15 protein-coding genes are annotated in these 22,334 nt (G+C 54.4%); 11 read left to right on the forward strand and 4 right to left on the reverse strand.

Going from position 1 to position 22,334, the window contains the following annotated elements:
- Nucleotides 1–3: 3 nt before the first annotated feature.
- The 6 genes from relA to LF929_RS04120 all read left to right on the forward strand — a co-directional run bounded on the left by relA (nucleotide 4) and on the right by LF929_RS04120 (nucleotide 9,688).
- Nucleotides 4–2,241 carry a GTP diphosphokinase gene (gene relA / locus LF929_RS04095; protein ID WP_038905471.1) on the forward strand — a complete coding sequence of 746 codons (2,238 nt, stop codon included), beginning with the start codon at nucleotides 4–6 and terminating at the stop codon, nucleotides 2,239–2,241.
- A 67-nt stretch (nucleotides 2,242–2,308) separates the two neighbouring features.
- Nucleotides 2,309–3,106, forward strand: coding sequence for a nucleoside triphosphate pyrophosphohydrolase (mazG, locus tag LF929_RS04100; protein WP_038905470.1), 798 nt, complete (start codon nucleotides 2,309–2,311; stop codon nucleotides 3,104–3,106).
- A 226-nt stretch (nucleotides 3,107–3,332) separates the two neighbouring features.
- Nucleotides 3,333–4,970 carry a glutamine hydrolyzing CTP synthase gene (gene pyrG, locus LF929_RS04105; protein WP_016940421.1) on the forward strand — a complete coding sequence of 546 codons (1,638 nt, stop codon included), beginning with the start codon at nucleotides 3,333–3,335 and terminating at the stop codon, nucleotides 4,968–4,970.
- A 97-nt stretch (nucleotides 4,971–5,067) separates the two neighbouring features.
- The gene (gene eno, locus LF929_RS04110) at nucleotides 5,068–6,366 is read left to right on the forward strand and encodes a phosphopyruvate hydratase (RefSeq protein ID WP_016940420.1); all 1,299 of its coding nucleotides are present in this window, start codon (nucleotides 5,068–5,070) and stop codon (nucleotides 6,364–6,366) included.
- A 514-nt stretch (nucleotides 6,367–6,880) separates the two neighbouring features.
- Nucleotides 6,881–8,455, forward strand: a complete 1,575-nt coding sequence (locus tag LF929_RS04115) for an MFS transporter (RefSeq protein ID WP_110371370.1) — start codon at nucleotides 6,881–6,883, stop codon at nucleotides 8,453–8,455.
- A 93-nt stretch (nucleotides 8,456–8,548) separates the two neighbouring features.
- Nucleotides 8,549–9,688, forward strand: a complete 1,140-nt coding sequence (locus LF929_RS04120) for a glycoside hydrolase family 105 protein (RefSeq protein ID WP_019846161.1) — start codon at nucleotides 8,549–8,551, stop codon at nucleotides 9,686–9,688.
- A 454-nt stretch (nucleotides 9,689–10,142) separates the two neighbouring features.
- Here the strand turns inward: LF929_RS04120 and LF929_RS04125 are convergent, their stop codons facing one another.
- The gene (locus LF929_RS04125) at nucleotides 10,143–11,117 is read right to left on the reverse strand and encodes an MBL fold metallo-hydrolase (protein ID WP_038908891.1); all 975 of its coding nucleotides are present in this window, start codon (nucleotides 11,115–11,117) and stop codon (nucleotides 10,143–10,145) included.
- 254 nt (nucleotides 11,118–11,371) lie between these two features.
- On the opposite strand from LF929_RS04125, the gene queE reads away from it, so the two are divergent.
- A complete protein-coding gene (gene queE / locus LF929_RS04130; RefSeq protein ID WP_038905467.1) occupies nucleotides 11,372–12,043 on the forward strand; it encodes a 7-carboxy-7-deazaguanine synthase QueE in 672 nt (223 codons plus the stop codon).
- A gap of 36 nt (nucleotides 12,044–12,079) precedes the next feature.
- On the opposite strand, the gene queD is transcribed toward queE, so the two are convergent.
- Complete coding sequence (gene queD, locus LF929_RS04135; protein ID WP_012885957.1) at nucleotides 12,080–12,448, reverse strand: 6-carboxytetrahydropterin synthase QueD; 369 nt, start codon at nucleotides 12,446–12,448, stop codon at nucleotides 12,080–12,082.
- Nucleotides 12,449–12,681: 233 nt separating this feature from the next.
- Nucleotides 12,682–14,016: a glycoside hydrolase family 28 protein gene (locus LF929_RS04140; protein WP_210174513.1), complete on the reverse strand. Its 1,335-nt coding sequence runs from the start codon at nucleotides 14,014–14,016 to the stop codon at nucleotides 12,682–12,684.
- 534 nt (nucleotides 14,017–14,550) lie between these two features.
- Between LF929_RS04140 and LF929_RS04145 the strand changes: the two genes are divergently transcribed.
- Nucleotides 14,551–15,852, forward strand: coding sequence for an ABC transporter substrate-binding protein (locus LF929_RS04145; RefSeq protein WP_210174512.1), 1,302 nt, complete (start codon nucleotides 14,551–14,553; stop codon nucleotides 15,850–15,852).
- A 17-nt stretch (nucleotides 15,853–15,869) separates the two neighbouring features.
- Here LF929_RS04145 and LF929_RS04150 read toward each other — a convergent pair whose 3' ends face one another.
- The gene (locus LF929_RS04150) at nucleotides 15,870–17,582 is read right to left on the reverse strand and encodes a hypothetical protein (RefSeq protein ID WP_226092479.1); all 1,713 of its coding nucleotides are present in this window, start codon (nucleotides 17,580–17,582) and stop codon (nucleotides 15,870–15,872) included.
- Nucleotides 17,583–17,895: 313 nt separating this feature from the next.
- Here LF929_RS04150 and cysJ point away from each other — a divergent pair, with 313 nt between their 5' ends.
- From cysJ to LF929_RS04165, 3 genes are read left to right on the forward strand one after another with little or no spacing between them, the layout of a single operon-like run.
- Nucleotides 17,896–19,716 (forward strand): NADPH-dependent assimilatory sulfite reductase flavoprotein subunit, encoded by a 1,821-nt coding sequence (gene cysJ / locus LF929_RS04155; RefSeq protein WP_226092478.1) that lies wholly within the window; start codon nucleotides 17,896–17,898, stop codon nucleotides 19,714–19,716.
- Nucleotides 19,716–21,431 (forward strand): assimilatory sulfite reductase (NADPH) hemoprotein subunit, encoded by a 1,716-nt coding sequence (gene cysI / locus LF929_RS04160; RefSeq protein WP_038905461.1) that lies wholly within the window; start codon nucleotides 19,716–19,718, stop codon nucleotides 21,429–21,431. Before cysJ ends, cysI begins: the two co-directional genes overlap by 1 nt.
- 12 nt (nucleotides 21,432–21,443) lie before the next feature.
- The gene (locus LF929_RS04165; RefSeq protein ID WP_226092477.1) at nucleotides 21,444–22,178 is read left to right on the forward strand and encodes a phosphoadenylyl-sulfate reductase; all 735 of its coding nucleotides are present in this window, start codon (nucleotides 21,444–21,446) and stop codon (nucleotides 22,176–22,178) included.
- The last annotated feature ends 156 nt before the right edge of the window (nucleotides 22,179–22,334 follow it).

A 22,334-nucleotide genomic window follows, 5' to 3' on the forward strand; every position in this document is an offset into this window, starting at 1 on the left:
ATTATGGTTGCGGTAAGAAGTGCGCATTTGAATACCGAAGGCAAGTTCGTGCCGGACGCGTGGATTGCCTCCCTGGGTATCGCCAGTAAAACATCGTGCGAACGTCTCGCCGAGACCTGGCGTTACTGCGAAGAAAAAACGCAAGGCCACCCGGATGCGATGTTGCTGTTGTGGCGCGGCATCGAAATGGTGGAAATCCTCTCTACCCTGAGTATGGATAACGACAGCATGCGCGCGGCGATGCTGTTCCCGTTGGCCGACGCCAACGTGGTGGAAGAAGACACGCTGAAGGAAACCTTCGGCAAGAATATTGTCAATCTGGTGCATGGCGTGCGCGATATGGATGCGATACGCCAGCTTAAAGCCACCCAGCACGATTCGATGGCGTCTGAACAGGTGGATAATATCCGCCGTATGCTGCTGGCGATGGTGGAAGATTTCCGCTGCGTGGTGATAAAGCTCGCTGAGCGTATCGCTCACCTGCGAGAAGTGAAAGACGCACCCGAAGAAGAACGCGTACTGGCGGCTAAAGAGTGTACCAATATCTATGCGCCGCTGGCGAACCGGCTGGGTATCGGGCAGCTCAAGTGGGAGCTTGAGGATTTCTGCTTCCGCTATCTGCGCCCGGATGAGTACAAGCGCATCGCTAAACTGCTGCACGAACGGCGTATCGACCGTGAGCAGTACATTGACGACTTCGTTAAAAACCTGCGCGCCTCGATGGCAACCGAAGGGCTGAAAGCCGAGGTTTATGGCCGTCCCAAGCATATCTACAGCATCTGGCGCAAGATGCAGAAGAAATCGCTGTCGTTTGATGAGCTGTTTGATGTGCGGGCGGTGCGTATCGTGGTCGAGCGCTTGCAGGATTGCTATGCCGCGCTCGGGATTGTGCATACCCATTATCGCCACCTGCCTGATGAATTCGACGACTACGTCGCTAACCCTAAACCTAACGGTTATCAGTCGATCCACACCGTGGTGTTAGGGCCGGGCGGTAAAACGCTGGAAATTCAGATTCGTACCCGGCAGATGCACGAGGATGCCGAGCTGGGGGTTGCTGCGCACTGGAAATACAAAGAAGGTGCCTCCACCAGCGGGCGCTCCGGCTATGAAGAACGCATCGCCTGGCTGCGTAAACTGCTGGCCTGGCAGGAAGAAATGTCTGACTCGGACGAAATGCTCGACGAGGTGCGCAGCCAGGTGTTCGACGACCGCGTGTATGTGTTTACGCCCAAAGGCGATGTGGTGGATTTACCCGCTGGCTCCACGCCGCTGGATTTTGCCTATCACATCCACAGCGATATCGGTCACCGCTGCATCGGTGCCAAAGTGGGCGGGCGTATCGTGCCGTTCACCTATCAGTTGCAAATGGGTGACCAAATCGAGGTCATTACCCAGAAGCAGCCGAACCCAAGCCGTGACTGGCTGAACCCCAATCTGGGGTATATCACCACCAGCCGCGGGCGCTCCAAAATTCACAACTGGTTCCGCAAGCAGGACAGGGACAAGAATATTCTCGCGGGTAAACAGATCCTGGATGATGAACTGGCGCATCTCGGTGTGAGCCTGAAGATGGCCGAAAAACTGCTGTTGCCGCGTTACAACATCAATTCGATGGATGAATTGCTGGCTGGCATCGGTGGTGGCGATATTCGCCTGAATCAGTTGGTGAACTTCCTGCAATCGAAGGTGAACCAGCCGAGTGCGGAAGAGCAGGATCGTGAAGCGCTGCGCCAGTTGACGCAGAAATCCCATCAACCGGCTCAGCGTGTCAGTACCAAGGACAATGGCCGGGTGGTGGTAGAAGGCGTCGGCAATCTGATGCACCACATCGCGCGTTGCTGCCAGCCGATTCCGGGGGATGACATCATCGGTTTCATCACCCGCGGGCGCGGTATTTCTATTCACCGTGCCGATTGCGAACAGCTCGATGACCTGCGCAGCCATGCGCCGGAGCGTATTGTCGAGGCCGTATGGGGGGAAAGCTACTCCAGCGGCTACTCGCTGGTCGTCAGGGTGACCGCCAACGACCGCAGCGGCTTGTTGCGAGATATCACCACGATTCTGGCCAACGAGAAGGTCAACGTGTTGGGGGTATCCAGCCGTAGCGACGTGAAACAGCAACTCGCGACTATCGACATGGATATCGAAATCTACAATCTGCAGGTGTTGGGCCGGGTACTGGCTAAGCTCAATCAACTGCCGGATGTGATTGACGCTCGGCGCTTGCAGGGCAATTAATTGATACCGTTGTTACTACCTTAAGGCGGGCTGGTCCCGCCTTTATCATGTCATTATCAGGATTATTATGAATTCATCTGCCATCGAGCGCTTGCTGCGCATCATGCAGCAACTGCGTGACCCGGAAAACGGTTGTCCCTGGGATCGCGAACAAACCTTTGACACCATCGCCCCGTATACGCTGGAAGAAACCTACGAAGTGCTTGATGCCATCAGCCGTAAGGATTTTGACGACCTGCGCAGTGAACTGGGCGATCTGCTGTTTCAGGTGGTGTTTTACGCACGCATGGCGCAAGAGCAAGGGCTGTTTGATTTCTCGGATGTGTGTGATGCCATCAGCGATAAGCTGGAGCGCCGTCATCCACATATTTTTGGTGACGCCACCCTGTCGAGCAGTGAAGCGGTGCTGGCTAACTGGGAGCAGACCAAAGCGCAAGAGCGGGCAGAAAAAGATCGCCATTCGCAACTCGATGACATTCCCCAGGCGCTGCCCGCGCTGATGCAGGCGCATAAAATCCAGCAGCGCTGCGCCGCCGTCGGTTTCGACTGGACGACGCTTGGGCCGGTGGTCGATAAGCTGTATGAAGAGATAGATGAGGTGATGGCTGAGGCACAGCAGGCGGTGATCGACCCGGAAAAACTGGGTGAGGAGATAGGCGACATGCTGTTTGCGGCGGTCAATTTGTCCCGCCATCTCGGTCATAAAGCGGAAACGGCGTTGCAACAGGCTAATCGCAAGTTCACTCGCCGTTTCCAGCAGGTAGAACAGCGCATTGCTGCCCAAGGCAAAACCTTGTCTGACGCGACGTTAGACGAAATGGAAATGGCCTGGCAGCAGGTAAAAGCATCAGAAAGAAAAGATTGAGTTTATTTTCTGAGTGAAAGGCGCGTTTTATGCGCTTTTTCGTGCTATCCGGCTGATTGTAAAACCGAACATTGTCTCCTGTACGCTCGGGAAATACCTTACCAGCCGGAGCCTGTCAACGTCACAAAGGGTAAAACGATCATTTGTGGCGTCTACCAGGTTCGGGTATACTACTTTCCCGTCCTGGTCTTTCCATCGTCCTTAAACCTAAACTTTCAGGTTCAGCATGACAACTAATTATATTTTTGTGACCGGCGGGGTCGTATCCTCTCTGGGTAAAGGCATTGCCGCAGCCTCCCTCGCGGCTATTCTCGAAGCCCGTGGCCTCAACGTGACCATCATGAAACTGGACCCGTATATCAATGTGGATCCGGGCACGATGAGCCCGACGCAACACGGCGAAGTGTTTGTCACCGAAGATGGCGCTGAAACCGATCTCGACTTGGGTCACTACGAGCGTTTTATTCGTACAAAGATGACGCGCCGCAATAACTTCACCACCGGACGCATTTATTCTGACGTTCTGCGTAAGGAGCGTCGGGGTGACTATCTGGGGGCGACCATTCAGGTCATTCCGCACATCACCAACGCCATTAAAGAACGTATTATCGAAGGCGGCGAAGGCCATGACGTGGTGCTGGTAGAAATCGGCGGTACGGTTGGCGATATCGAGTCTCTGCCGTTTCTTGAAGCGATTCGGCAGATGGCGGTGGAAGTGGGGCGTGAACACACCCTGTTTATGCACCTGACGCTGGTGCCGTACATGGCCGCGGCGGGTGAGGTGAAAACCAAGCCGACTCAGCATTCAGTGAAAGAATTGCTGTCTATCGGTATCCAGCCTGACGTGTTGATTTGCCGTTCCGACCGCACTGTGCCGGCTAACGAGCGCGCAAAAATTGCGCTGTTCTGTAACGTGCCAGAGAAAGCAGTTATCTCGCTGAAGGACATTGATTCCATTTATAAAATTCCAGCGCTATTGAAATCTCAGGGTCTGGACGATTATATTTGTAAACGATTCAGCTTGAACTGTCCGGAAGCAAACCTGTCAGAATGGGAGCAGGTGATTTACGAAGAAGCCAATCCGGTCGGTGAAGTGACCATCGGTATGGTCGGCAAGTATGTAGAACTGCCGGATGCGTACAAGTCCGTCGTTGAAGCGTTGAAACATGGCGGTTTAAAGAACCGTCTGACGGTGAATATCAAGTTCATTGATTCGCAGGATGTTGAAACCCGCGGTGTCGATGTACTGAAAGGTTTAGATGCGATTCTGGTGCCGGGCGGGTTTGGTTACCGCGGGGTGGAAGGGAAAATCATGGCGGCAGGTTATGCCCGTGAGAACAACATCCCTTACCTCGGCATCTGTCTGGGCATGCAGGTGGCGCTGATCGAGTTCGCTCGTCATGTCGCGGGTATGGACGGCGCCAACTCCACCGAGTTTGTGCCAGACTGTAAGTACCCGGTGGTAGCGCTGATTACCGAATGGCGTGATGCGGATGGTAATCTTGAAGTGCGTACTGAAGATGGCGACCTTGGCGGCACGATGCGTGTCGGTGGGCAGCAGTGTCATCTGACAGAAGGCAGCCTGGTGCGTCAGATGTACGGTGAGCCGACGATCATTGAACGTCACCGCCACCGTTATGAAGTCAACAATATGTTGTTAAAACAGATTGAGGCGGCGGGATTACGTGTTGCTGGTGTCTCCGCTGACCGCAAGCTGGTTGAGATTGTCGAAATTCCTGATCATCCGTGGTTTGTGGCGTGTCAGTTCCATCCGGAATTCACCTCCACACCGCGTGACGGGCACCCGCTGTTTGCCGGCTTTGTCAAAGCCGCCGGGGCGTACCAGAAGCGTCAGGTGAAGTAAGGTTTTACCGGTGAAATGAGTTTTGCAGCAACGCGCGGTCTTCTGATCGCGCGTTGCCGTCTGAGGTTTTAGTTTAACTTGTACTGAGGAAAATCTGATGTCCAAAATCGTTAAAGTCATTGGCCGTGAAATCATCGACTCACGCGGAAACCCGACTGTTGAAGCGGAAGTACACCTGGAAGGTGGTTTCGTTGGTCTGGCTGCTGCACCGTCAGGCGCTTCTACGGGTTCCCGCGAAGCGCTGGAACTGCGTGACGGCGACAAATCCCGTTTCCTGGGCAAAGGCGTCACTAAAGCTGTTGCTGCGGTAAACGGTCCGATTGCACAGGCTGTTCTGGGCAAAGACGCTAAGGATCAGGCTGCTATCGACAAGATCATGATCGATCTGGACGGTACCGAGAATAAATCCAACTTCGGCGCTAACGCCATTCTGGCTGTTTCTCTGGCTAACGCCAAAGCCGCTGCCGCGTCAAAAGGCCTGCCGCTGTATGCTCACATCGCTGAACTGAACGGCACCCCGGGCAAATACTCCATGCCGCTGCCGATGATGAACATCATCAACGGTGGTGAGCACGCCGACAACAACGTCGACATTCAGGAATTCATGATTCAGCCGGTTGGCGCGAAAACGGTTAAAGAAGCCATCCGTATGGGTTCTGAAGTGTTCCACAACCTGGCAAAAGTACTGAAGTCCAAAGGCATGAACACCGCTGTAGGTGACGAAGGTGGCTATGCACCGAACCTGGGCTCTAACGCAGAAGCGCTGGCCGTTATCGCTGAAGCGGTAAAAGCAGCCGGTTACGTGCTGGGCAAAGACATCACCCTGGCGATGGACTGTGCAGCGTCTGAGTTCTACAAAGACGGTAAATACGTTCTGGCTGGCGAAGGCAACAAAGCGTTCACCTCTGAAGAATTCACTCACTTCCTGGAAGACCTGACCAAACAGTACCCGATCGTTTCTATCGAAGACGGTCTGGACGAATCTGACTGGGACGGTTTTGCTTACCAGACCAAAGTGCTGGGTGACAAAATCCAGTTGGTGGGTGACGACCTGTTCGTAACCAACACCAAGATCCTGAAAGAAGGTATCGAGAAAGGCATCGCTAACTCCATCCTGATCAAATTCAACCAGATCGGTTCTCTGACTGAAACGCTGGCTGCTATCAAGATGGCGAAAGATGCAGGCTACACTGCCGTTATTTCTCACCGTTCCGGTGAAACCGAAGACGCTACTATCGCTGACCTGGCGGTAGGTACGGCGGCTGGCCAGATCAAAACCGGTTCTATGAGCCGTTCTGACCGTGTTGCTAAGTACAACCAGCTGATTCGTATCGAAGAAGCACTGGGCGACGCTGCACCGTTCAACGGCCTGAAAGAAGTGAAAGGTCAGGCTTAATCGCCTGCCATCCGGTGAGTTAACTCGCCGGAAATCACCTCTGCAATCCGGAAGCGTTTTCGCTTCCGGATTTTTTTGCCTGTCGTTCATGGTCTGCTGCCAGCGCGATACGGTCTGGTGTGGTCGATAGCGTTACCCTGTCTTTTGACCTGCCATGAGGAGGGCGACGTTGTTGATGTATGAGCACGCTTCCTGACTCTTTTTAGAGTCCTGAACCTTGCACTAACAAATAATGAACCCGATCCCAAATCTCTTCTTCGCCGCATGCGGCCTGCCTCACGACCCGGTAGAGTGATTTCAAACTACAGGTTCTTCTGATTCAAAATCCTATTTCGATAAGAAGTTTGAAGCCGATCGGCTGGTTCTTCCCGCAGATGCCAATAGCGATGAGGGGGTGGCAAACGCACAAAGGTTTTTGCCTTGCTGCCTCGTTACCTTAACGCTACGGCGGCAGCGATGTTTTTTAGGGCCGCTGCAACACCTTCATAAATACAATCAATGAGGAAGGATGGCGATGAAAACACGTAAGATTGGGCTGGCGAATTATCTGGCCTACGGTTCCGGCGATTTTCTCGGGGCCGGTACCACGGCGCTCACCGCTGGTTGGTTGCTCTATTTTTACACCACGTTTTGCGGTCTGACGCCGATTGAGGCGACCTTTATTTTTGCTATGGCCAGGGTGCTGGATGCTGTCGTCAGCCCATTGATGGGCTTCCTGACCGATAACTTCGGTTCGACCTGGTTGGGTAAGCGCTTTGGGCGTCGCAAGTTCTTTATTCTGCTTGGTATTCCTTGTGTCTTCAGCTACAGCCTGATGTGGGTCGGCCACATGGATTACTGGTATTACCTGCTAACCTACCTGCTGTTTGACGTTATTTACACCATGGTTCTGGTGCCGTATGAAACGCTGGTGCCGGAAATGACGGATGACTTTAAACAAAAAACCAAGTTTTCCGGCGCGCGTATCGCGCTGGCACAGTTGTCGGCCATTCTGGCCGCGTTTTTGCCGGGCATTCTGCTGGGGCATTTCGGCAAAGATAACGCGGTGTCTTTTTTCTACGCCAGTCTGGTGTTCTCAGTCATTTGCGCGTGTGTGCTGACATTGGTGTATCTGTTTACCTGGGAGCGGTCACGCGACCAGATGTCTGAAGCTTCATTACGGGCGGAAAAAGAACGTCAGTCACTGACGCTCGGACAGAGCCTCAAGCGCCTCAATATTGAACTGCTGTCGACGCTGCGTATTCGCATCTTCCGCCAGCATTTAGGGATGTATCTGGGCGGTTACATCGCGCAGGACGTATTTAATGCTGTGTTCACGTATTACGTAGTGTTCGTGTTGATGCAAAGCCCGACGGTGGCGTCAAACCTGATGGGGACGATGGCTATCCTGCAATTTATCGCGGTGATCGCGATGATCCCGTTGTGCATCAAGTTTGGTCCGGCACCGTCTTACCGCATGGTGGTATGCCTGTTTGGTGTGAGCGCACTCTCGTATGGCTTCCTGTATTACAGCGGGATGCATTCGGCATTTTCGCTGTTGTTGCTGGTATCTGGCCTGGCCGGTCTGGGACGTGGCGGCATCAACTATGTTCCATGGAATACCTATACCTACATTGCGGATGTGGACGAGGTGATCACCGCACAACGTCGTGAAGGGATCTTCGCCGGGATTATGACCTTGACCCGTAAAGCCTCTCAGGCGGGTGCGGTGATGCTGGTGGGGATCGTTTTACAGCTATCCGGCTTTGTTTCTGGCCAGAGCGTGCAGGCACCGGGCGTCAGCCACACCATTCTGACGGTGCTGTGCTTTGGGACTGTCGCCGTACTGGCATTGGGTTTTCTGGTGTCCTTGCGCTTTAAACTGAATCTGCAAACCCATGAAGTCTTGCGGCAGGAAACAGCGAAAATGCGCGAAGCTGGCCGTATCGTACCGGAAAAAATCACGCCCGAAGCGCGTGAGACAGTGGAGATGCTGGCGGGTATGCCTTATGAGTCGCTGTGGGGGAACAACAACATTGGTTACCTCAATCGCCATAAAGCGCCAGCCCGGTCGATAGCCCGCGGAACGCCTCACCACGGCGTCCACTGAGCCTGCCGTTAACGCTGACGCGCTATTGGCGCGATGTGATTGACTGTTAAGCCATCGATTGATGGGTAATAAAACTGGAACTGGATATCTGTTATGACCATTTTTCCTGTAAAGCATAGTGCGCTGTTGCGCCAGCCCGAATACGTTATCTCACGGGACGAGTTAAAGGCATTGATTTGTCGGGTGACCGACAATCTTGTCAATATCGAAGATAAAACCGGTGAATTCCTGCTACGTCTGGATGACGGCCGGGTCATCGACACCAAAGGGTGGGCTGGTTGGGAATGGACACACGGCATCGGGCTGTATGGCATCTACCAGTATTATCGCCAGACCGGCGATGAGCGGATGCGCGCTATCATCGATGACTGGTTTACCGCTCGACTGGAAGAGGGGACGCCGACCAAAAACGTCAACACGGTATGCCCGTTTTTGACGCTGGCCTATCGCTATGAAGAAACCGGCGACAGTCGTTGGGTGCCGTATCTTGAACGCTGGGCAGAATGGGTGATGTACGATATGCCGCGTACCCACAAGAACGGGTTGCAACATATCGTCTATAACAGCGAAAACACCGATCAACTGTGGGACGATACCTTGATGATGAGCGTGTTGCCGCTGGCGAAGATTGGCAAGCTGCTTAATCGTCCTGAATTTGTGGAGGAAGCGACCTACCAGTTCCTGCTGCATGTGCAGTACCTGATGGATCGTCAAAGCGGCTTGTGGTTCCACGGTTGGACGTTTGACGGCAACCACAGTTTTGCCCAGGCGCGTTGGGCTCGCGGCAACAGTTGGCTGACCATCGTGATTCCGGAGTTTATCGAACTGCTGGATTTACCCGAAGGTAACGCCACCCGCCGTTTTCTGATTCAGGTGCTGGAGAGTCAGGTCGATGCTCTGGCGAAGTATCAGGATGATAGCGGTCTGTGGCATACCCTGCTCGATGACCCTAATTCTTATCTGGAAAGCTCCGCAACCGCCGGGTTTGCCTATGGCATCTTGAAAGCGGTACGCAAACGCTACATTGACCGTCGCTACGCCGAGGTGGCGGAAAAGGCGATGCGTGGCGTACTGGCGAATATCAGCGAGAGCGGCGAGCTGCTCAACGTCTCCTTCGGGACGGCGATGGGGAAAGATCTGGATTACTATCGCCAGATTCCGCTGACCTCTATGCCATACGGTCAGGCGATGGCGATTTTGTGTCTGTCAGAGTACTTGCGTGTTTATCTGTAAAACGGCAGGAGATGAGAGGAAGAATGGGAAGCCCACCAGATTGTTTATAAATCCTTCTGGTTACTGGTTATGGGGTTTTACAGTGTCAAAAACTGTGCTGAGGTGTGGGACTTCGCCGGATGCGCGGCAGGGAAGCCGCGCAAGCCCGTGCCGTGTTGGACAAAAACGTCGGGAACGTTTTTGAACAGCGTTTACGCTGGCCCGAAGGGTGAGCCCCAGGGATGGGGCGAGTAATCGCGTCACGGGCGGTCCGAACAGCGAAGGCTAACGCCGAAGGGACCGCGCAGCGGCACAGTTTAGCCACCAGCCAGTGGTCAAGGAGAGGCGGCGTTTGAGCCTCTCATTGTCGTGCGTGCGATGACGCGGTAAATATATGACATCGTTTATCCCGCACGAAATCATTCACTGTTCTGACATAAATTCTCCAATAACAGCACAACAGGGCTTATATGACTCACAATCCCGACAGGCTGTAATTTACCGGTAACCAGCGATAACCGTTGGTTTTACCGCTGGCGTCATGCTGTGCTGCGACGTGACCAATACCGGGGAATGGCAGGTGTGCGCCAGCCACCCAATAGCCCTGTTTCACCGTCTCTTTCAGTAATGCATCGCGGGTGCGAACCGCCTGATCGCTATCGGAGTCAAAGGTGATAGCGGTATCCGGTAGTGGCATTTGCACCGCTTCGGCATGGACGATATCTCCCCACAGCAGGATTTTCTGCCCGTCGCTGTTGACCAAAAATGCAGTATGGCCGGGGGTATGGCCTGGTGTCGGTACGGCAATGATATTGGCTGGCAGCGACTGGTGATCGGTAAATGTTCTGAGTTTGCCAGCCTCACGGATATGGCGGAACACTTCCTGCACGCGTTCAAATCCGGCTTTTTTATCTTTGGGCGCTTTTTTCAGATTATCCTGACTCAACCAGAAATCCGTGTCTTTCTGGTTCACATAAATGACGGCGTTGGGATAAACCAGCTTGCCGTCGCTAACCAGCCCGCCGAAGTGATCGGCGTGCAGGTGGGTGACCAGCACGGTATCAACCTGCTCCGGTTTATAACCTGCTGCTTTCAGGTTGGTCAGGGTTTTACCGGTGGTTTTACCCCCCAGAGCCCCGGTGCCACTGTCGACCAGAATCAGGTTTTTGCCGGTGTTGATGAGAAAGGCATTGATGGAGGTTTCCACCTGTGGCTTCAGGTAACTGGCGTCCAGCAGGCTGACAATTTTCTCCCGTGGGGTGCGGGTGAGTAGCTTGTCCATGGGCATGGTATTGGTGCCATCAGACAAAGCAGTAATTTCATATTGCCCGACCATGATACGGTAATAACCGGGTTGGGTTTTGACTTGCGCGACGGCTTCTGCATGGGCGAATGTCGACACCAGAGAAAGTGATAAACAGAAAACAGCCAGAGGCTTTAATAACGTCATCTTGCATTTCCTTATTTGAAGAAGTTCGGCCGATATATGCTGCCTGTTGATTATTAACCGGGAAGCGGGAAGGTACAAATTTCCGACAATCGTCTTTTCTCTGTAACTGCCTTTTTCTGACAACCGTTTTCAGGTAACCGTATGCAGGTCACCGTTTCATTCAGCCGTTCGGTTGGGAAGCGCACCCGGCGGTTTGGCATGACATCCACTATCGGCGATAATAGTGGTTTAGCCAGAAGGAATACTCAAACACGATGCGTTACCCGATTAACGAAATGTTCCAGACCCTGCAGGGCGAAGGTTTTTTTACCGGCGTCCCGGCGGTGTTTATCCGTCTGCAAGGGTGCCCGGTAGGGTGCAGTTGGTGTGATACCAAACACACCTGGGACACACTGCCAGAGCGGCAGATCTCACTGGCGGAGGTTCTGGTTAAGCGCGGTGAAAGTGATGCCTGGAGCAGTTCCAGTGTCGAGGAGCTGTTGCAACAGATAACGCAGCAGGGGTACAGCGCCAGACATGTGGTGATTACCGGCGGCGAGCCTTGTATTCATGACTTAACGCCGTTGACGCAGGCGCTGGAACAGCAGGGATTCAGTACCCAGATTGAAACCAGCGGCACCCATGAGGTGCGTTGCTCATCAGCTTGTTGGGTGACGGTGTCTCCCAAAGTGAATATGCGTGGCGGTCTGGCTGTGTTGGATCAGGCGTTGCAACGGGCGGATGAAATCAAACACCCGGTGGCGCGTGAGCGGGATATCGAGGCATTGGAAGGGTTACTGGCGCGACTGGATGACGATAAGGCGCGGGTTGTGGCCTTACAACCCGTCAGCCAGAAAGAGGATGCCACCCGGCTGTGTATTGAAACCTGCATCGCCCGCAACTGGCGTTTATCGATGCAGACTCACAAATACCTGAATATCGCCTGACGAGCTGGAAAATAGCGCGCGGCGTTGGGTGTGGGGTTAGTCCTCTTCGCCGCGGTAGATGCACCCGGCGGTGCAGGTTTCCTTGACGGTCACGGCGCTGAGTAACGGCAGTGTCGGTTTAAGCTGCTGCCAAATCCAACGGGCCAGCACCTCGCTGGTTGGGTTTTCAAGCCCTGGGATCTCGTTGAGGTAGTGGTGATCCAACCGCTCCCAGGTCGGCTTGAACGCCGCCTTCAATTCGGCGAAATCCATCACCCAGCCGGTATAAGGATCGACCTCACCGGTAATTTCCAGACGAACCATGAACGAATGACCATGCAGGCGGCCGCATTTATGGCCGTCCGGCACATGGGGAAGCCGGTGTGCGGCTTCAAACTGGAAGTCTTTAAACAGTGTGGTTGGCATGGTGATGCTCTCGTGTCATTCAAAAAACCGTCGCATACTACCGGAAAGTACGGTGTGAAGCACGTTTCCTGACAACCCGACTATACCTTGTGTGAGGTCTATGCCTTGTGTAAGGTCGCTATCCCTTGTGCAGTCACTGTCGCTTGTGTCTGTTGCGCCAGTCCGAAGGGAACGGCGCAATCAGGCGGTCAGGTTACGTGGTCAGTTCAATCATTACGCTGTCAGCCTAAGAGCTACTCTGCCAGTTCAATAATCGCATCGTGGTTCCAGCCGACAGGCAACGGGGAGGGGCGTTGTAGCGTCATGTTGTGCAATGTCAGCCCGTTAATGCCGCGAGCAAACAGCGCGGGCATTCCCCCCGGATAAGCCTCCACGCCATAAGCGCGCCCGGTATCGGGATTAACCAGATACGCGTTATCCAGTCCCATGCCGGTGGGGCGAGCCGGGTTACAGGGCGGGCGAACGTCGTACAGACCTTGTTCCGTACTATCGCCTGGTTGTTGTGTCAGCGTTATGTCCTCGAAATGAATATCGCGGACATAACCTGCTGGCGTACTGTGCAGATTGATAGCCCCTTCACTGACACCGGTTATCCGCACAAAGCGAACCTGCTCAATAACCCCCGGTTCGATGGTTGGATCGCGGTAGCGCACCGAGATGAATATCGGGTCTGCTTTCCCCCAATGGCACGGCGGCGCAGTGACGCATTCGACCGTGATATCACTAAAACAAATTCGACGAAACGCGCCGCCATCGCGTGAAATAAGGCCGATCCCCCGGTTGGAGTCGTAGAGAGTGCAGTGGCTGACGTTCAGGTCTTCGATATCGGCAAAGGTTTCGGTACCAATTTTTAGTGCACAGCTGCGTGAGCGTAACCGGCAGTGGCTGACGCTCATACGCTGTGCTTTATATTGCATGGCAGGGGGCTTGGCCGTGGTTTTGATGCACAAGGCGTCATCGGCAGCGCTCAAATGGCAATCGTGGACGATGACATCCTGGCAGCTGTCGAGATTGAGCGCATCGGTGTTGGCCATCGTCATGTCGTTATCCACTGTCAGGCGTTCAACGTTGACCTGACGGCAACTCACCAGATGGACGGTCCACATCGGCGCGTGTTCGATAGTGATATCCTGTATCGTAATCTGCTCACAGTCCTCCAGCACCACAATACGCGGCCGATGCTGTGCGGGTAACCGATAGCCTTGCTCATCGGGCTGTGCCGAAAAATAGGCATCGGCGCTGCCGGTGATTTTTCCTTTTCCACACAAGGTGATGTTGCGCTGCTGGCGTGCATACAAAAATGCACGATCGGAAAGCTCTGCCACGCTGAGCGTCGTAGTGTGGGCAAAATCGTCATAACAGGCGCTGGCGATAAGCTCCGCGCCTTCATCCAGTTGCAGGCAACAGTTCGAAGGAAGCCGCAGGCCCCCTAGCAAATAACGTCCCGACTCGACCACCAGCGTGCCGCCGCCCTGTGCGTCCAGGTCGTCGAGTGCTTGCTGGAGGCGTGCGGTATCCGGGGTAATGCCATCGGCGGCGGGCTGATAGGTACGAAAAGATAGCGTCATGGTGGTGATCCTGTATCGGGCAGATGATGGGCTATTCCAGCACGGCTGTTTCTCGTCAGCAGCCGTAGCGCGACGGGAAATCATTGAAGGTTAGAGCGCCTTCACAGCCTGTCTGACGCCATCAGCCGGAATGTGATCGTGATAACGTCATACCCGCCACCGCCCGAGCGTAATGTGTGTTTCATCACACTTTAATCCCTTCCGATGTCGGGCTACCGCATCAGTAACAGCGTGTGTTTTATTTTTGTTAAATAAGTGTGAAGCAGATCGCGCAAGATGTTTACTGCAGGCGATGGGCTGTGAAGTAGCAGAAGTGCCGAGCGATGAAGAGGGCACCCATGTCCATGAAATGAATGTTGTCAGGGCTGACGGTACACATTTTTTCAGCCTGCCCCGCATAACGCGTATCAGAGGCTCCCCCGGCACTGGTGAAGACAACAGCAATCTGCCTATCTTGTTTGCCAGCGGGAGGTGCTCTGTACCTGCCTGATTACCCTTCCGCCCTAAAATAACAACACCAAGAGGATCGGGGACATGATGAGATTACTGACAGGATTACTGACAGGATTACTGCTGTTGGCATTGACCTTGCTGGGCCAGGTTCAGGCTGCGGAACAGGTGACGTTACGCATGGCCTGGTGGGGAGGAAACAGCCGTCATCAGGCTACGCTGGCAGCGATTGACGCATTCCAGAAGAAATACCCGGGAATTACTGTTAAAGCAGAATATACCGGTTGGGACGGCTATCTTTCACGCCTGACAACGCAAATCGCCAGTGGTCAGGAGCCGGACGTTATGCAGATCAACTGGAACTGGATCCCGATTTTTTCCCGCACCGGTACTGGCTTTTATGACCTCAATACACTGAAAGATACCCTGAAATTGCAGGATTTCCCCGCCGATGCGCTAACGACGGTAGATGGCAAGGTGAACGCTATCTCGACCTCACTGAACGGGCTGGTGATGTACTACAACGTCGATACCTGGAAAAAAGCCGGTCTGGCGTATCCCACCACCTGGGAAGAACTATTTCAGGCTGGCAAAGTGTTTAAAGAAAAGCTCGGTGATAACTACTTCCCATTAGCGTCCCCGGCGCAAGACAGCGGGGAAGGGCTGCTGGAACTGCTCAACACCTATATGACGCAGAAATTCAATATCGGCATGATTGACGAGCAGAACAAGCGCTTTAATTACACCGAAGCACAGTGGCTGGAAGCGTTCCGTTTCTATAAACGGTTGGTGGATGAGCATGTTATTCCATCGACGAAGTACTACAACGCCTTTGGCAAGGCGGGAGTATTTGAAACCCGTCCGTGGATTAATGGTGAGTACGGCGGGGCACAATTGTGGGCCTCGGTGGTGAAAAAATATGCCGAACCGTTAGCACCGCCAGCCAAACTGGAACTGGGGCCGTACATCATGACGCCTGGCTCGGATAACCCGGGGCAGTTCTTCAAGCCCTCCATGCTGTTTGCCATCAGCAAAAACAGCGCGCACCCGAAAGAGGCGGCACTGTTGCTCAATTTCCTGATGAATGAACCGGAAGGCAGCCTCCTGATGGGGACCGAGCGCGGCGTACCGCTTAGCCGGGTGGCACGACAGACGCTACAGGATAACCAGAAGCTGGACACGCAGGATCTGGCGGTGAAAGGGTTGATGCAGGCGCTGGAAAAACCGATGCAAACCCCGGTGTCTTCGTATATTGAAGACCCGCAACTGTCCAGCCTGATTCTGCAAACGGTCGAGCAACTGGATTACGGCAACAAGACCGTGGAAGTCTCCGCCAGAACGTTTAGCGAGGCCGGTAATCGCATTCTCAAGCGCGTGATCCGCTAATTGTCGGCCCGATAGCGCTACGCTTCATGGCGTGGTGCTGTCGGGTGGTGACCAGCAATATCTTGCGTGAGCGCAGTCAGCTGCTGTTGCAGACTGTCTGCCAGCGAGCGTGGGCGATCAGCATCAAACATGACATGCATGCTGACCGGGTAATCCCGGTGTTGCAGGCTGAAATCATCCATTTCATGGGCTACGCCATAAAGCGCCTGAATATTGGTTTTGGCTATCTCACGTAGCGTCCAGTTATTTTCCACACGCTGGCAATAGTGCAACGTGAAAAAAGCTTTCTGTGCATGGACGAAAGCCCGGCAATAGAGCGCAAGCCCTCGCCATTCTTGCAGCCAGCGTTGACGTAGCGGCTCCGGCAACGGGTGGTCACGGGCAAACTGCATGGCTGCCTGTTGGCTTTGCTCGGCTAACTGCCAGGCGGTGTCTTTCTCCCGCACGATTTGGTACAGATTGTGAGAGGCCAGTTCCGGTTCCTGACGTTCAAAGGTGATATCGCGTCCGGAACCGGGGAGCCAGTGATTGCGGTTAAGCTGACCGTACAGGCTCCACACCGCCTGACCATAACTGGACGGTAACAGGCTATGGCGATGGAACACGTGGTGGCGTGCGTACAGTGATAACGACAGCGCCTGTTGTGCCTGTTCCAGCAAGGTTCGCATGGTGTGACAAACCTCATCATCCGGTTGCCATTGCCAGCATTCCGCCAGCCAGCGGCGAAAAAGGTCGCTTTCGTTCATCGGTGGCGCGTTGTCATTTAGCAGGTGCGCGCAAGCAAACAGGGTGAATTCGCTCAGCGAGCCTAATACGCTGTGGTTATCGACGCCGTCCCAACTGATGCGACAAGCTGCGCTGACGATGGCCGGATTTTTCTCCCGACACCATAACAACCGCCCTTGTACTTCGGTGTAGCGCAAAAATGGCAAATTGCCCCAGCCGACTTCTTCGCCAGCCAGATCTAACTCCACCCAGACTTCCCGATCCCCCAGTTCCAGCAGTGCCGGATTATTGGGAAATTCCGGCCAGAAGCGTTCCGGCGTCATTTTGATAGCAGCGGATACGCTAGTCGGCAGGCTGCGGATAGCGTCCAGTACACGGGACATATCCTGATGATTAGCCGGAAAGGCGCGTAATACCAGGTGGCGCTGGTGGGCGTGGATAACGCGGGCAACGGCCGCGAACAATTGCCGGTAGACCGGTTCGCTGTCTGTGGCTGGGGGGACTGTGCCGCCGCGTTGTATCTCTTCGCCGGGTGGTGGAGCGAAACGTATCAGGCTGTCGCTGTTGGAGATAGCCAGCATCAGTCCATGTAATCGCGGAATTTGCTGCATCAGTTGTTCGACTTTGGCAGCCAGATAATCACACCAGAAGTGGGTATCAATGCGGAACTGACGTGCATCGTCCAGTAAATGGGGATACTGCAATAGCAAGTCGGTGGGGAACGTCAGTTCTTTGCATTGCAGGTATAACGCTAACCCTTGCTCGCGACAATAAGCGGCAACCTGATTGAGGTAGACGCAGCGCGATCGCTGTTGACTGCTGATACGATCGTCAAAGCGGGTTGACTGATAAGCCACGGGCGTCACCAGCTTGTCCAGCAAGTCCGCCTGACCTAGCACCAGCGTATTGAAACCGTAACGACGGGCATATTCCACCAACGTGATGACCCGCTGCCAGTGCCAGATATCCTGGGTATTGAGTTCCAGTGCGCGACGCTGCCACATTATCGGTATGCTCCCTGGGTCACGAAATAGGGTTCTGCCCCCGAATTATTTAGGGTTTCACGTCTGCGCGATAGCGGAAAATAAACATCCCAATAATCAATGCAATAAATTGTGATCAATAACACTTAAAGCAATAAGTGTTATCAAAAAAACTATTTAGTCATTTTGGTTATTAAATATTGCCATCCTGTCTTTAATTGTTCAGGTAGGGATGGTTACCTTATATCCTATCTGACTTTCTATTTCATGATATTGGCTATGGCGGCAACCCGGCATTCGCGCCCGCAGCCAGAACAAGGATACCGACACCATAATGAGCATTCCGGCTTCTCCGACTCCGCAGCTCCCGTTGAGCGCGGAGCAACTTTCGCGTCTTCAGGCGGCGACCGGTGATCTTTCACCGGCGCAACTGGCCTGGCTGGCTGGCTATTTCTGGGGCGTGATTCAGCAGCAACCCGGTGCGCTCGCCGCACCGACCAGCGCGCTAGCCTCGTCAAACGCGGTACCACCTGCCGCCATTACGCTGATTTCAGCCTCCCAGACTGGCAACGCGCGCCGTGTGGCGGAGCAGGTTCGCGACGAGCTGCTCGCGGCCAACCTGCCCGTGACGCTGGTGAATGCCGGTGATTACAAGTTCAAGCAGATAGCACAGGAAAAACTGTTGCTGATAGTCACCTCGACGCAGGGCGAGGGCGAGCCACCAGAAGAAGCGGTGGCACTACACAAGTTCCTGTTCTCGAAAAAAGCGCCATCGCTGGCGGGGCTGACATTCGCGGTATTTGGTCTGGGTGATACCTCTTACGAATTCTTCAGCAAGGCCGGTAAAGATTTTGACAGCCGTCTGGCAGAATTGGGCGCTGAGCGCCTCTTGGATCGTGTCGATGCTGATGTGGAGTTCCAGCCGTTGGCGGAGCAGTGGCGACATCAGGTGGCTGAGGCATTGAAAGCGCGTTTCGCCAGCCAGACGGCAGCGGCGGTACAAACCGCTGTCACTGGTCAGGTTAACGCTGTGACCACCAGCCCGTACCACAAGGAAGCGCCTTATACCGCTTCGTTGGTAACTAATCAGAAGATTACCGGCCGTCACTCAGAGAAAGATGTCCGCCATATCGAAATCGACTTAGGGGATTCCGGCCTGCGTTATCAGCCCGGTGATGCGTTAGGGGTGTGGTATGAAAACTCCCCAGCGCTGGTGCAGGAACTACTGGGTCTGTTGTGGTTAAAAGGTGATGAACCGGTCAATGTTGGCGGCAACACCCTGCCGCTGGCCGAAGCACTACAACGCCATTTTGAGCTGACGCAGAATACCGCTCCGATCGTTGCCAGCTATGCGGCGTTGTCCCGCAACGACACCTTGTTGGGATTGGTGGCGGATAAGTCTGCCCTGCAGCAGTACGCGCAACGTACTCCGCTGGTGGATATGGTGCGCGAAGCACCGGTGGAACTGACGCCGGAACAGCTTATCGGGTTGCTGCGTCCGTTGACGCCGCGTCTCTACTCGATTGCATCGTCACAGGAAGATGTGGGCAGTGAAGTGCACATCACCGTCGGTGTCGTGCGCTATGAATATGAAGGTCGTGCGCGTAGTGGCGGCGCGTCAGGTTATCTGGCTGACCAGTTGGACGAAGAGGGCGACGTTCGTGTGTTCATTGAACACAATGATAATTTCCGTCTGCCTGCCAACCCAGACACGCCGGTTATCATGATTGGGCCCGGCACTGGCATTGCTCCGTTCCGCGCGTTTATGCAACAGCGTGAGGCCGAGGGAGCAGGCGGCAAAAACTGGCTGTTTTTCGGCAACCCCCACTTCACTGAAGATTTCCTTTATCAGGTGGAATGGCAGCGTTACGTCAAAGAGGGGCTGCTGACCCACATTGATCTGGCCTGGTCACGCGATCAAGCCCACAAAGTTTATGTGCAGGACAAGATTCGTGAAAAAGGCGCGCAGGTGTGGCGCTGGATTCAGGATGGTGCCCATATTTATGTGTGCGGCGATGCCAATCGCATGGCAAAAGATGTGGAGCACGCGCTGCTGGACGTGGTGGCTGAGCAAGGTGGGATGGACGCCGAACAGGCGGATGAGTTTTTAAGCGAGCTGCGTCTTGAGCGGCGTTATCAGAGAGATGTGTACTAATGAGCGAAAGATATTCTGGTCCGCTGGTGGTCGAGGGTACGCTGGCTGACGCCGAACGTATGAAGCGGGAAAGCAATTACCTGCGCGGTACGATTACACAAGATTTAAACGACGGTCTGACTGGTGGTTTTAACGGCGATAATTTTCTGCTGATCCGCTTTCACGGCATGTACCAGCAAGACGATCGCGATATTCGTGCTGAACGCGCCGAGCAGAAACTGGAGCCGCGTCATGCCATGATGTTGCGCTGCCGTCTGCCGGGTGGGGTGATGACGCCGCAGCAGTGGCTCGCTATCGACAAGTTTGCGGGTGAAAAAACGCTGTACGGCAGTATCCGTATCACGAACCGTCAAACCTTCCAGTTTCACGGTATTTTGAAAAATGATCTGAAATCCGCTCATCAGTTGCTGCATGACGTTGGGCTGGATTCGCTGGCAACCGCCAATGACGTCAACCGTAACGTGCTCTGTACCTCCAATCCGGTCGAGTCGGTGCTGCATCAGCAGGCCTACGAGTGGGCGAAGAAAATTTCCGAACATCTGCTGCCGCGTACTCGCGCTTACGCCGAAGTGTGGCTGGATAAGGAAAAGGTCGCCACCACCGATGAAGAGCCGATTCTGGGGCCGACCTATCTGCCGCGTAAATTCAAGACCACGGTGGTGATCCCGCCGCAGAATGATGTGGATCTGCACGCCAATGATCTGAACTTTGTCGCTATTTCAGATAACGGCCAACTGGTGGGCTTTAACGTGCTGGTCGGCGGCGGCCTGTCTATCGCTCATGGCGACAAGACCACTTATCCGCGTACGGCCAGTGAGTTGGGGTACATTCCGTTGGCGCAGACACTGGCGATAGCCGAAGCCGTGGTCACCACCCAACGTGACTGGGGCAACCGTACCAACCGTAAAAATGCCAAGACTAAATATACGCTGGAGCGAGTAGGCGTCGACACCTTTAAACAGGAAGTCGAACGTCGTGCCGGTATTGCGTTTGAAGCGGTTCGGCCGTACGAGTTTACCGGTCGTGGCGATCGCATCGGTTGGGTGAAGGGGATAGATAATCACTGGCACCTGACCCTGTTCATTGAAAATGGCCGTATTCTGGATTATCCGGGGCGTCCGTTAAAAACCGGCATGGCGGAAATCGCCAAAATCCACAAAGGCGATTTCCGACTGACCGCGAATCAGAACCTGATCGTGGCGGGGGTGGCGGCTAAGGATAAAGCGAAAATTGAGGCGCTGGCACGCCAGCATGGCCTGATCGACGATAGCCTCACCGAGCAACGGCAGAACTCGATGGCCTGTGTTTCGCTGCCAACCTGCCCGCTGGCGATGGCGGAAGCAGAGCGCTTCCTGCCGGAGTTTGTCACGCAGGTAGAAGGCATTATGCAGAAACACGGCGTGGGTGATGACCATATCGTGTTGCGCGTAACGGGTTGCCCTAACGGCTGTGGCCGCGCCATGCTGGCGGAAATCGGCCTGGTGGGGAAAGCTATCGGTCGTTACAACCTGCATATCGGTGGTAATCGCGAAGGTACGCGCATTCCGCGTATGTACCGGGAGAACATCACCGAAAAAGAGATCCTGACGGAGATTGACCAACTGGTCGCGCGTTGGGCCAGCGAACGCGAAAGCGGCGAAGGGTTTGGCGATTTTGCCATCCGTGTCGGCATCATTAAACCGGTGCTGGATCCCGCTGTTGATTTTTACGACTGACAGGAGAACCTGATGTCCAGTCTGAATCTGGAGGCGCTGCGCGCCTTGTCTCAAACGGAGCAGACCGCCGCTTTGGCGGATGTCAATCAATTGCTGGAAGGGTTGTCTGCTGAAGCCCGTGTGGGCTGGGCACTGGAAAACCTGCCGGGTGAGTTCGCGCTGTCTTCCAGTTTCGGCATTCAGGCCGCGGTGAGTTTGCATCTGGTGACCCGGCAACGGCCGGATATCCCGGTTGTGCTCACCGATACCGGTTATTTGTTCCCGGAAACCTATCAATTCATCGATCAATTAACCGAACAGTTGAACCTTAACCTGCACGTTTACCGTGCGGCGCAGTCTCCTGCCTGGCAGGAGGCTCGCTACGGCAAATTGTGGGAGCAGGGGCTGGAAGGGCTTGAACAGTACAACCAGATCAATAAAATCGAACCGATGAACCGGGCGCTGCAGGAGTTACAGGTCGGCACCTGGTTTGCTGGCTTGCGTCGTGAACAGTCAGGGAGTCGTGAAGGCTTGCCGGTATTGGCTATCCGGCGTGGGGTATTCAAGTTTTTGCCGATCATCGATTGGGATAACCGCACGGTGTATCAGTACCTGAAAGCCAATGGGCTGAGTTACCATCCGCTCTGGGAGCAAGGGTATCTGTCCGTCGGCGATACCCACACCACCCGTAAATGGGAGCCGGGCATGAGTGAGGAAGAAACCCGTTTCTTCGGCCTGAAACGCGAATGCGGGCTGCATGAGGGGTGATTCTTCCTACTGGTTCAAATGGTTTGTCACTCCTCTTCTTGTCCATGAGCGTTGTCACCAGTGGCTATTCCGGCGGCAGGTGCACAACGCTATCGCATCATCTCCGTGCTGATGTTCTCGCCTGCTTTTAGCAGGCTCAGGTGAACGTGAAGTGTA

Origin of the sequence: Dickeya oryzae (assembly GCF_020406815.2) — a bacterium.
Taxonomy (GTDB): domain Bacteria; phylum Pseudomonadota; class Gammaproteobacteria; order Enterobacterales; family Enterobacteriaceae; genus Dickeya; species Dickeya oryzae.